10 protein-coding genes are annotated in these 12111 nt (G+C 62.4%); 4 read left to right on the forward strand and 6 right to left on the reverse strand.

Features of this window, described 5'->3' with window-relative positions:
- The first annotated feature begins 129 nt into the window (after positions 1-129).
- The 3 genes from A5625_RS04755 to A5625_RS04765 all read left to right on the forward strand — a co-directional run bounded on the left by A5625_RS04755 (position 130) and on the right by A5625_RS04765 (position 3786).
- Positions 130-1398 carry a glycosyltransferase gene (locus A5625_RS04755; protein ID WP_066989529.1) on the forward strand — a complete coding sequence of 423 codons (1269 nt, stop codon included), beginning with the start codon at positions 130-132 and terminating at the stop codon, positions 1396-1398.
- A gap of 101 nt (positions 1399-1499) precedes the next feature.
- A complete protein-coding gene (locus A5625_RS04760) occupies positions 1500-2273 on the forward strand; it encodes a GAP family protein (protein WP_066989532.1) in 774 nt (257 codons plus the stop codon).
- Positions 2274-2358: 85 nt separating this feature from the next.
- Positions 2359-3786: a hypothetical protein gene (locus A5625_RS04765; RefSeq protein ID WP_066989533.1), complete on the forward strand. Its 1428-nt coding sequence runs from the start codon at positions 2359-2361 to the stop codon at positions 3784-3786.
- 18 nt (positions 3787-3804) lie between these two features.
- On the opposite strand, the gene A5625_RS04770 is transcribed toward A5625_RS04765, so the two are convergent.
- The 5 genes from A5625_RS04770 to A5625_RS04790 all read right to left on the reverse strand — a co-directional run bounded on the left by A5625_RS04770 (position 3805) and on the right by A5625_RS04790 (position 9721).
- Positions 3805-4785, reverse strand: coding sequence for a class I SAM-dependent methyltransferase (locus A5625_RS04770; protein WP_232003437.1), 981 nt, complete (start codon positions 4783-4785; stop codon positions 3805-3807).
- A 337-nt stretch (positions 4786-5122) separates the two neighbouring features.
- Positions 5123-6121 carry an NAD(P)-dependent oxidoreductase gene (locus A5625_RS04775; protein ID WP_066989537.1) on the reverse strand — a complete coding sequence of 333 codons (999 nt, stop codon included), beginning with the start codon at positions 6119-6121 and terminating at the stop codon, positions 5123-5125.
- A gap of 33 nt (positions 6122-6154) precedes the next feature.
- The gene (locus A5625_RS04780) at positions 6155-7525 is read right to left on the reverse strand and encodes a nucleotide sugar dehydrogenase (RefSeq protein ID WP_232003438.1); all 1371 of its coding nucleotides are present in this window, start codon (positions 7523-7525) and stop codon (positions 6155-6157) included.
- A gap of 265 nt (positions 7526-7790) precedes the next feature.
- Positions 7791-9059, reverse strand: a complete 1269-nt coding sequence (locus A5625_RS04785) for a glycosyltransferase (protein ID WP_066989539.1) — start codon at positions 9057-9059, stop codon at positions 7791-7793.
- A gap of 8 nt (positions 9060-9067) precedes the next feature.
- On the reverse strand, positions 9068-9721 hold the full coding sequence (locus tag A5625_RS04790; RefSeq protein ID WP_197515969.1) for a class I SAM-dependent methyltransferase: 654 nt from the start codon (positions 9719-9721) through the stop codon (positions 9068-9070).
- 271 nt (positions 9722-9992) lie between these two features.
- On the opposite strand from A5625_RS04790, the gene A5625_RS04795 reads away from it, so the two are divergent.
- Positions 9993-10790 carry a GAP family protein gene (locus A5625_RS04795; protein ID WP_066989607.1) on the forward strand — a complete coding sequence of 266 codons (798 nt, stop codon included), beginning with the start codon at positions 9993-9995 and terminating at the stop codon, positions 10788-10790.
- A gap of 52 nt (positions 10791-10842) precedes the next feature.
- Here A5625_RS04795 and A5625_RS04800 read toward each other — a convergent pair whose 3' ends face one another.
- Positions 10843-11751: a sulfotransferase family protein gene (locus tag A5625_RS04800; protein WP_066989543.1), complete on the reverse strand. Its 909-nt coding sequence runs from the start codon at positions 11749-11751 to the stop codon at positions 10843-10845.
- Between the last annotated feature and the right edge of the window lie 360 nt (positions 11752-12111).

Below are 12111 nucleotides of genomic sequence, written 5' to 3' on the forward strand. Positions count from 1 at the left end.
TCTTACTTCTAAGTTATAGTCACAACTCGCACAACACCGCCCCGTCGTGGATTAGGCGCTAATTGCGACCCAGGGACGCAGAACCGTTCGCTGAAGATCAGAGGGAGATTCTATGCCGAAAGATCCGCGATGAAATGTGTGCTGGCAAGCTATGGAACACGTGGTGATGTAGAGCCCTGCGTCGCTGTCGGCCGTGAATTACTGCGCCGTGGCCACGACGTGCGCATCGCAGTCCCACCTGACCTCGTTGCGTTCGCCGAGTCGGCCGGGCTTACGGCGGTCGCCTACGGGCCGGATACGCGGGAATGGTGGGGCGCACACCGGGACCTCTGGTCACGTTCATTCCGAAAGTTCTGGAAGGTCCGAGATCTGGTCCGGTTGTGGCGCGAAATCGGAGAGTCGGTCGTCCAGTGTTGGGAGCAGATCACCGCGACCCTGCGGTCGCTGGCGGACGGGGCCGACCTGCTGGTCACTTTTCTGAATTTCGAGCAGCCCGCCGTCAATGTCGCGGAGTATTACGGCATCCCGTTGGCCACGCTGCATGTCTCCCCGGTGCGGCCCAACGGCCGGCTCCTGCCGTTCCTGCCGCCGCCACTGGGCCGTCACGCACTGACGGTGTACGAGTGGGTGAATTGGCGCGGGGTGAAGAAGTTCGATGACGCGCAGCGCCATGAGCTCGGTCTGCCAAAAGCGAAGGACCGCGCGCCGCGACGGATCACCGCACGCGGATCCTTGGAAATCCAAGCCTACGAAGAGGTTTGCTTTCCTGGGCTGGCAGCCGAATGGTCGAAATGGAATGACCAACGGCCGTTTGTCGGCACGCTGACGCTGGAGTTGACCACGGATCGCGATGACGAGGTCGCCTCATGGATTGCCGCGGGAACACCGCCGATTTTCTTCGGGTTTGGCAGCACCCCGCTCGCATCGGCCGCCGACATGCTCGCCATGATAGGCGCGGCCTGCACGCAGTTGGGCGAGCGGGCGTTGGTGTGCTCCGGCTGGAGTGACTTCACCCATTTGCCCCAATTCGAGCATGTCAAGGTGGTGGAGACGCTGAATTATGCGGCCGTTTTCCCGACCTGCCGCGCGGTCGTTCACCACGGTGGCGGAGGCACCACCGCCGCGGGCCTTCGCGCAGGAGTCCCCACACTGATCCTTTGGACGGCGCCCGATCAGGCGATCTGGGCGACTCAGGTCAAGCGACTGAAAGTTGGCTTTGGGCGGCGCTTTTCAACGGTCAGCCGGGAAGCACTGGTCGCCGACCTGCGCCGGATCCTCGGCCCCGAATATGTCACTCGGGCCCGCGAGGTCGCCACCCAGACGACCAAATCCGCTGAAAGCGTTGCCAATGCCGCCGATCTCCTGGAAGCTTCTGCCCGCTTATGCCAGGTTGACTGACGCGAAATGCTTACCGGGGTGCCCCTCTCTCAAAGCCCTGATCCGGTCCCGCCGTGCAGAACCGGCCTGCGGCCAGGCTTGACACGGTAGGGTTCCGGGCCGTGTGGGGTTTCGTGCTGGGAATGGCGCTTCTCTGGGCGCTCAATCCCGTGCTTCTTGGCCTCGTCCTTCTCCTGATCTCCCGACCGCGGCCGCTGCAAAACCTTTTCGTCTGCTGGGTCGGTTGCCTAATAGCGAATGTTCCCGCCCTGCTGATTCCGCTGGTGATGCTGCACGTCATGCCGGGATTCAGGTCTATTGCGCATGATTTGGCCACAGCGGGCCCAGACTCGGCCGCCCGACATATCCAACTCGGCATGGGTGTACTCGGCCTGGCGGTTGCCACGGTGATTGCAGTGCGCTCCCGGACGCGCCAGCGGGAAGACGTGCTGGCGCCGGTTGGCGACTTCACGCCGAGCGCAATCTCACTGCCGCAGAGCCGTGACCAAGACGGATCGACGCAGCGCCGATCGGCAATCCGGCGGCTGATCGGCTACGCGAACAACGCATGGGAAAGCGGATCGTTGTGGGTCGCGTTGCTGGTCGGCTTGACGTTCGTGCCGGCGGGCCCGGTCATGGTCTTACTCGTAGATACCACCATCGTCGCCTCGGGTGCGCCGATCGGCACGCAGGTCATCGCCGCCGTCGCGTTCGTCGTCGGAATGTTTGCAGTTTTTGAGATCACCCTCGTCAGCCATCTCCTGTCGCCGACCAAAACCCAAGCGGTCCTGCAACCGCTCCACGAATGGGCACTGGCTCACCGTCTGCAGGTTTTGGCGGCCGTTTTCGCAGTGGTGGGGCTCTCGCTGGTGGCCCGGGGCGCGGGCGTCATCTGAACCGTCTATCCGCGCTGTTTTCCGTGGATGTTGTTCTGGACAGCAATTCACGGCGATAGCGCCGGTCACCGTCTATTCTGCCGCCATGACCACAAGTCGAGGTCCAGCCCGGATACGTCGCACACGGGCATCCTTCAGCAGCCGCACACCCAAAGCGGAAGAGCGGCTGGACAATCGGCTCGCAATGGTGGACCAAGGCTTGTTTGCGGGACATCGAGCCGCCGGCCTTAACCTGGCGATCCAAGTCGTATGGCTTTATGAGCGCGACGTTGACCTCGATGGGCTGAGGCGGGTAAACCACAATCTCGGTTATGGGTTGTTGGGACGGCGCATCGAACGTTCTCCGCTGCCGTTCGCCCGGTCTCGTTGGGTGGCAGATCGCGGGCCGTCCGACATCGATGTCGCCAGGCGCCCCCGGCCACGCGAGGAACTCAGCGACTGGGCTGATGAACGCTCGCAGCTGCCCATTGATCCAGAACGGGGGCCCGGCTGGCATTTCGGCGTCCTTCCGCTGACCGATGGCTCGACCGCGGTCAGCATGGTGCTTTCCCACTATGTGGTCGACGGCCTAGGGCTTGCCATCGTGGTAGCTGATGCGGTCCGAGGCATCACTCGCGATCTTGGCTACCCAGCGCCGCATTCACGTACCCGATGGCGCACGGCGGTTCAGGATGCTCGCCAAACTGCACGGGACGCGCCCGAGGTTGGCCGCGCGCTTTCCGCTGCGGCACGACTGGCCCGCAAGCAAGTCCGCACGAGGCAGGATGTCGCTCGATCACCCGCACCGCGACCGGTCACCCTGCGCGCAGGCGACGGCGATGTCGTCGTCGTGCCGGCGGTCTCGATCCAAGTCGACTTGGATGAATGGGATGCCCGTGCGAATGCTCTTGGCGCAACGGGTAAGACGCTGATCGCAGCGTTGGGCGCGAAATTTGCCGAGGGCATCGGGCGCCGAGGTAGGGACGGCTTCGTCACGCTGCATCTGCCGATGAACGACCGCGGTGAGGGGGATACGCGTGCCAACGCAATGTCGATAGCTACCGTCCGCGTCGACCCGGCCCGCATAACGACGGATCTGACCGACTTCCGCAGCACGATCAAGCAGGCACTGAGTACTTTACGGGAGGCGCCAGACGAATCACTGCAGTTGCGCTGGCTGCTCCCATTCACACCGAAGCGGGCATTGAAAAGGATGGTGGATGCGGGGCTCGCCGACCCGGATGCCCCCATGCTTTGTTCGAACCTCGACGCGTTCGACCCGATGGTGATCCGCCCGGACGGCACCGACGGCGAGATAATTTTGACGCGCGCGACGGGGCAAGGCGTAACGCGACAGTGGCTCGAGTTAGTGGGCGGCCAGATGACTCTGCAATCTTGGCGCATCGGTGGCGGCTCCAAGATTTATTTCACCGTCAACGCCTACCAACCGGGGGCGGCGAATACAAAGTCCGCGTTGCGTGAGCTGGCTGCTCACACGCTGGCCGAGTTCGGCCTGACCGGCACGATCTACTAATGAATCTTTCCCGTGCCCTTACTTGGCCCGCAAGACAAAACCGGTCTGGTCACCGCGGCCCTGTCGATTGAGTTGGTCCGCGCGTTTCTCCCACTCCCAGATTTGCTTGGGTCCAAACATCCGGAGAATTCTGGGGTCGGTCGCTGCAACATCCCGCCGATAGGCTTCGCTCCCCATGAACTGACCTAAATTCGAATCGTCAAATGTCCGCTCCACTCGCAGGCCGGCCTTATCAGCTACCAGCGCCATTGCCTCCCGTGATGGTACGACGAAATGCCGAGGCGCATCTATCTGCACCCAGTCCGCCCTATAGGTATTCCATGCCTCGGATGAGGTCGTCGGCACGCGAGCCAGGCAAATGCCTCCGGCGGCGAGCTTCTCGTAAGCCACCTTAAGCGTCGCACCCGGGTCAGGAACATGTTCCAGCGAATGATTGAACATGATGAGATCAAATTCGCCATTCACTTCACTTAAATCGCGCTTTATCAGCGGCACTCCTCGAGGCGTCTGGCCATCGGCCGCGATGAACGGATCTGCGCCGGACAAATTGTTGAATCCTGCCCCGGCCAACCGGTCAAGCAGTGCACCGCCTCCACACCCCACGTCCAGAATTCGCGCGTCCCGTTCAAGCGGAAGCTGAGCGAGCATTCCGATGACGTCTCCTCCGGCGAGAAGGCGAAGGATACCGTCGACCAAGCGCCTCGCTAGGAGGGCGCCGACCAGCCGGCCGCCGGTGTGCAATTTGTAGCGGTCTACCTGCGTAATGAGCCATCGGAAAATACCTGGCTGGAGTGCAGCGTTGTATTCATAATATTTTGGCGGATAATGGCGCATGAGCTCTTCACCCTCGAGCGCATTCACCATTTGCAACGTCTCGCACTCAGCGCACATATAATATTCAAACCGCTCTCGGGTTCCGAACATCATCTCGCGAACTACGATGGTGCGGTGGGGACCAGTCGACCCACATAGTCGGCATTCTCTAGTAATCTCGTTCACACGGTCCCCGGCCAACAAGTTTCTGCCTGCATTACGTCTCGACGGTGGTGAAGCAGCCCGAACAGTGGGACACATTTCCGGCGCTGTCGCACACGAGTCCCGGGCCGGATATATGGCTGAGGCGCATCAATGGAGTATGGCAGACTACGCAGGGCTCCAGCAGGAATGCCCGATGACGCGACTCTGGTCGGATAAATCGGTTCGACTCTGGGTAATTGAGCTGCCGAAGAGTTGCGCCGAGCGCATGAAACCCAAGGCCTTCGAACCGAAGGGATGGGGGGTCAAAGCGGCTCCGCGTCGAGGTCACCGCACCGCAGCTGCCGCGTCATGGGCTGCCTTACGACTCCCCTGCCGGCCCTTCGAGGTACCACGGGTTGGCCCGCGCCCAATTGATGGTGCGACGGATCCCTTCTTCTAGGTCGACCTGCAGGCGCCATCCCAGCTCCCGCTGCGCCTTGCTCGAGTCCGGGATCCGACGAGGGATGTCCTCATAGCGATCGCCGTATCGCGCTGCGGTGTCGATAGCTTCGGTTTCAGTGACGGTGTCGAGATTCGCGAGCTTGATGGCGAGAGTGACAGCGTCGCCCACCGTCGTCTCGGTCATGCTTCCGATGTTGAAGGCCTGCCCGATCGCAGCGCTGCTCTCGGACGCAAGCAACGTGCCGGCCACCGCGTCGTCAACGTAGGTGAAGCACCGTGTTTGGTCACCCGCGTCGTACAGCAACGGCCGGCGGCCATTGAGGATCCGGTGAATGCTCTGTGAAATCACGAATATCGGAGCCTGTCGCGGACCGTAGACGTTGAAATACCGAACCACCGTCACCGGCAATGCGTAGGCCGCGTGCATCGCAAAAACAAGATGCTCGGCCATGGCCTTACTGGTGCTGTAGCTCCACCTCGCGGTCCTCGTCGAACCGAGAACGCGATCGTCGTCTTCGGCGAACGGAGGATTGGGGTTTTTCCCAAAGACCTCGGATGTGCTGGCGTACACCACATGCACGCCATGGCGATGGCTCAGTTCGAGGACGTTGCGCGTTCCGGTCACGTTGACGTCGAGAACCCGCAGCGGGTCTTTGAGATAGTTTTTGACGCCGACGACCGCGGCCAAATGGAAGACCGTGTCGACGTCGGCCGTGAGCGCGTTCTCGAGGGCGCCGATGTCGGTCACATCGCCCGGCACGAATCGGAAGTTGGCGTGTCGGTCAAAGTCGATACTCGTGTCGCGGGCGCTTTTGGCGAAGTCGAAAACGGTCACCGAATCGCCGCGGTCCAGCAATGCGGCGACCAAGTGCGATCCGATGAAGCCATAGCCGCCTGTGACGACGACGTTGGACATGAATGCTCTTTCTTTGTCGGGGTTTTGCTTCGTCTATCGACCGATTCCCTTGTAGACGAAGCCGGCGGCGCGCACCGCTGCAGGGTCGAAGCTATTCCGTCCGTCGAGGACCACACACCTTGGCCCCGCCAGGTCCGCGAGCTGAACCAGAGGGATCTGATGGAACTGTCGGTGACCCGCGAGGACCACCAAGGCATCGGCATCCTCGACCGCCGACTCGATGTCTCCGGTCAGGGGACGCTTCGTCACCGTGCGGGCCTCCTCGTCCGACACCCACGGATCATGGATCGAAAGCTGGCAGCCGGACTCCTCGAGCAAGTCGACGACGTACTTACTGGGGGTGAGGCGGCAGTCGCCGGTGTTGTTCTTGAACGCGATGCCCAGCACCGCAATCTTGCTCGTTTCGATTGCCTTGCCCTGATCGGCGAGCAGTTGCTTGAGCAGCGCGTAGGTGTAGGCAGGCATCGTGTCGTTGACAGTTCTCGACGTGCGCGGGATTGCCAGGTCGAGGCCTAGGGACTCGCCCAGGTGGTTGACGAACCACGGATCCTTGGTCAAGCAGTAGCCGCCGACGCCCATGCTCGGCCTCAAGATGTTCACCACGCCGCCGCCCTTCGGCATCGTGTTGGCCGCGTCGATGACCTGAAGGGCGTCCATCCCGAGTCGGTCGCATACCTTGGCCAGCTCGTTGGCCAGCGCGACGTTGAGGTCCACCCACAGGTTGTCCGCAAGCTTGACCATCTCCGCGGTGCGTGGATTGTCAACGACAACGGAGCCCACTCCAAGGGCGTGCCGCCACAGTGTGGCGCAAGCGCGAGCGCTGCGCTCATCGACCGCACCGACCACGACGGGGATCGACGTGAGCTCGTGGATGGCTTGGCCTTCGGCAAGCCGCTCGGGGCAGAACGCCAATCCGAAGTCGACGCCCGCCAGCAGCCCTGACGTCTCTTCAAGGATCGGCCGAACGAGACTTTCGGTGGTGTCGGGCGGCACCGTGCTCTTGAGGATGACCACGTGGCCGGGCAACAGGTGCTCTCCAACGGCACGGGCCGCCGCCTCGATGTCTTCGACAACGGGCTCATAGTCCGGACCAAGCGGCGTACCGACGTTCACGATGACGAAATCGTTTTCCGCGACGGCGCCGAAATCGGTCGTGGCGCGAAGCCGGCCGACCCGTACGTTGTGGGACACCAGTTCGCTGAGCCCCGGCTCAGCCACGGTGGTCTTGCCCAGGTTGATCTCGTCGACGACGCTCTGCCTCACGTCGATCCCGGTCACCGGCCAGCCGCGGTCAGCCAAGACGGCACCAATCACCGTTCCGATGTAGCCAAAACCCACAACGGCTATTCCCGACCGCTGGCCACGCACTAGGAAGTCGATCTCGGCGTCGCTACGTCCGAACACGCCTGCAGGCATTGTCCCGCCTATCCGTCGTCACACCGCTTGCTGTACAGACGTGAAATAGAGTGCCATGCCTGTCCAGCTGTCGCACTATCGGCTCGGGACCGAGCTCCGCTCGACGGGTTTCAGTAACCGGGGATTGCACGCGATGTGGCCGGGCCATGGGCGTCAGTTGCCGGCTAACCTTCGTCGACGAAAACCGTGCGGCAATGTCATCAATCACGCAAGGCGATCCTGTCGGGGTCGACCACCGATAACCCCAAGACGGTCAGTGCCGATGTCGCCGTCGAGCGCAATGTTCCAGATGATCAGCGGCGACCGCAACGCTTTCGACCGATTTCGTCATCCGAGTAGAGATCTCCCGAGCCCGGGCAACGCATTCCGGGGCCAGGATCCGGCGCAGGTCCGCAACCAGCGATTCCTGAGTAGCGCTTGAAAAGCGCCGGGCGAAGCCAACTCCCAGTCTTTTAACCTGGGTCCCCCACAACGTCTGATCGCCGAACGTCGGAAGGATCAAGGTAGGGACTCCGGCACGTAGGCCCGCGGCGGTGGTGCCGGTGCCACCGTGGTGCACAACCGCGCGGCAGGCGGGAAACGCGGGCGCGTAATTCATCGCGGCCACGGTCTTGACATGCTCGAAATGCGGGACGTCGCTGAAGTCGGTTGCCGCGGAACAAATCAACGCCCGCTCGCCTAACTCGGCGCACGCCGCGCCGATCATGGCTACGGTGTCGGCGGGAGACTTGACCGGCGTGCTGCCAAACCCGAAGAAAATCGGCGGTGTTCCCGCGGCAATCCACGAGGCGACCTCGTCATCGGCATCCGTCGGCAACTCGATCGTCAGCGCGCCGACAAAGGGCCGTTGGCCACCCCATTTCGCCCATTCGGCAGCCAGCCCTGGAAAGCAAACCTCGTCGTAGGCCTGGATTTCCAGGGATCCGCGTTTGGCGATCCGTCGCGACGACGGCCCGGTCGCTTTTGCCAAACCCAGTTCGCGCCGTTGGGTGTCCTCGCGCTTCTTGCCCATGGGCCAACCCAGCCACTCGGACAGCGTCATTGCAGAGCGGCCCACCGGCGCTGGCAGGCCCGGAATGAGTTGGCCGTTGGCCCGCACCGGGAAGGTATGCAGCGTGGCCAATGGAACGTCGTAGTACTCCGCAATATTGGCCACGGGCTGCTCGCCGATCACGCTGGTGAGCAACAGGTCGGCCCCGTCCGCCAGCGACATCAAGGTCTTGTTGGTGTCCTGCCAGAACTGGTCGAACAACTTCCAGTCTTCGCGTACCGACCGGCTCAGCTGCCCGACCTTCCAGAAGTTGCGGAACAAACGCGTCAACAGGTCGCGATGCACGTCCTGCCACAGCTGCGCATCCGGCCCACAAGCTACCGCCGCAACCCCAGCTGACTCGACGAAGCCGACCAAGTCGGGCGCGACGGCCATGCGGACACGGTGCCCACGGCGCAGCAATTCGCGACCGACCGCGACACCGGGTTCGACATCGCCGCGGGTTCCGTAGAACGCCAGCACAAATTCCATTGCGCAGACTAGCCTTTCATGCTCCGCAACTCGGCCAGCATCCCGCGCGAGAACGTGTCGGTGAACCAGCCGCGGACAACGCGCCGGAGCCGGAATTGCCCCTGCAAAGTGGTGTCAGGGTAGCTCGCGGTGAGGTCGACGAACTCGAAGCCTGTCCTCGCTTCTGCTGGCTTGCAAATGAGGAATTGCTGGTGAGGCAGGCCAAAGATCCGAGCCCCCACCGCCTCGGCGAAGTGGACGGCGAACGGAAACACCAGGGTCGGCTCGAACCGATCCCCGTGCTGCCAGACCGTGTGGGTGAAGTCGTCTCCTCCGATCCAGCCGCCGGAGCGGACCTTGGGATAGACGTTGATGAGATCGATGGCGATACCCCGCAGAGTATGGTCGCCGTCGACGTAGGCGAAGTCGAGGCTGTCGTCCGGGATTTGGTCGACGACCTCCGTCGTCGTCCCGCGCAGGATGATGCGCTTGTCTCCCGCGAACTCGGTGTTGGCCTTGGTCTCCGCCAGATAGGCAGCGAACCGGTCGTCGTCCGTGTTGGCCGGCTTGTTCCAGTCGTCCAGGTGCCGCCACGGATCGATCATGTAGTACCTGTGGATCGAACTGCAGGCAGCGAGCATCTCGGCCGCGAAGCGACCGCGATAGACGCCGATTTCGGCCATCGACTCGACTCGAATGGTCCGCAAGAACTCGACCCACAGCTGAAATCGCGACGCCGAGTTCGTACACAGATCGCGCAGTGCAGGCTCTTCGACCCTCATTGAATCCCTATGGTGTTGATAAGTTGCACCACAGCACACCACTCCCTTTTATGTCAACGATCTTCGCGGATGCCCCATGTTTCACACCGGATCCCGCGAATAAGCCAGCACAGAAAATTTCGAATAATCCAGCAGGGAAATTTCAAGAACGAGCCGTGTAGTGTTTCCCGCCGTGTGGGGCTCACTTTTCGGGCTGGCGTTTCTGGTGGCGATCAATCCGGTGCTTCTGGCCATCATCCTGCTGATGATCTCCCGACCGCGGCCCGTGCAAAACCTGCTGGCCTACTGGGTCGGCGGCCTAACAGTGAACCTTGTCTTCCTGCTGATTCCGCTGGTGGTGCTGCACTTGACACCGACGTTTGCCTCTTTCGCGCAAAACATCACCGGCTCGAGCACGGCTCCCAGCTCCACCGTCCGACACATTGAACTCGGCTCCGGAGTGCTCGCGTTATCAATCGCCACCCTGATGACATTGCGCTCCCGCGCGCGTCAGCGGACGCGCGTACCGACGCACGACGACGATGCGTCCGTCCTGGTGCTGGACTCGGATAAACCGTCCCCGATCTCGCCGTTGGGCATCTCGGCGGATGCGGCGACGCAAGGCGGATCACCGATCCGACGGCTGCTCGGCCGTCTGCAAAAAGCGTGGGACGACGGATCCTTGTGGGTCTCGGTGGTTTTCGGACTGCTGGGCTTGCCGCCACCTCTGCTGGTGCTGTTCGTGGACACCACCATCGTGGCCTCCGGTACCTCGATCGGCACTCAGGTCGGCGCCACGATCGCCTTTGTCCTGGCGATGTTTGCGGTTGTCGAGATCACCCTCATCAGCCATCTGGCAACACCGGCGAAAACGCAGGCGGTACTGCGGCCGGTGCACGACTGGGCGCTGGCTCGCCGTCGACAAGTCATGATTGCTGTCTTCGTCGTGATCGGTTTCTTTCAGGTGATCAAGGGCCTCGGCATCGCCTGAACAGGCGGCTGGAACCCGGTTGCTCACATGGCGCCCGATCCGGTTACGGCGCTTAGGTCCAAGTTCCGCTGCGACGGCCAGTCATTGCCAGCAGCTTGTAGTTCAGCTTCATGATGGATGGGCGGAAAATCCGGTTGAGCTTGGCGAGACGCTGGAAATCACCTAACACCGTGCGGAAATCGCGTTCGCTCGCGCGATACGCCTCGAAAACGCGGTCCAGCACACACTGATCCCAGCGCTCGTCCCGCGCGGCCGCCTGCAGTGTGGCGTAGACCGTGGAAACCCAGTCTGTGCCGAAGAACTCCGTCACCGGCCCGCAGTATTGCTGGCGGTGTAGATCACGTTTGAGGAACTCGTCGATCGCGCCCTCATCCCGCCTGCTGAGGTCGATGCCCAGCGCCCTGGAAATCCGTTCCACTTCCTGACCCCAGTTGTCGAGGAGATTGGTGTATTCGACGAACACGCGCGGCACCGCGCGGGTGTCCTGATCGGCCACCAGATTGAATTTCAGCCACAGAGCACTCGCGAGCGCCGGCATGTCTCCGGCGCGCTCCGCAAACGACCCGGTGACCTCCTGCGGGTGGCGCACCGCAATCACTGTCGCGATGTCGAATCCAGCCAGGCGCGCCGCCTCGAACCACAAGTCGCACAGCAACGTGATCCTCGGGTCCTTGATAACCACCAGCGGCTGGGGCGGCAACGTGGCGAGAAACGCCCCGATCTCGGCGATTGCGGCGGCCTTCTGCTCGGCGTCGAACGCCCCTTCCTCCCGCAGGCGCAGTGTCGGGTCGAACATGGTGCTGCCACAGCGGCGCAGAATTGCTTCGTTCAGGTAGTTGGCTGCGCGCGGCTCCCAATGACCGCTTGGATTCCCCGGCATGGCGCCCACCAGCCGGGCCGGGAGCGCACCCCCACAGAGCGACAGAACCCGCGTGAGCGCCGACGTCCCGGACCGGTTCATCCCCAGCACGAACAAAAGGACCGGGCGGCCCGCAGTCCCGCTCTGTGCGGCTGGGGTCACGAGATTGAGTCCAAACGCGATGCCGCATGCGGCGCTGTCCTTTGATGCACGAAAGGAAAAGCCTTGGCCCCATTCGCGTTGTTGGGTCGGCGCTGATTCATGGCGACAGATTAGTCGACGGCTCAGGACGCTTTTCCCTGAAACACTTCATATCCGAGAGAATCCCGCGCTCGCCCCGTGCTATTCATCCAAACCGATCGCAACCGATCAGCTAGTCTCGTTGCGATGAATTGCTACGAGATCATCGAGACCCGCGCCGTCGCGGACAGCGTTGCGCTACGTGACGAATTCTGGACCCCG

Source organism: Mycobacterium sp. 1465703.0, from assembly GCF_001672975.1.
Classification (GTDB): domain Bacteria; phylum Actinomycetota; class Actinomycetes; order Mycobacteriales; family Mycobacteriaceae; genus Mycobacterium.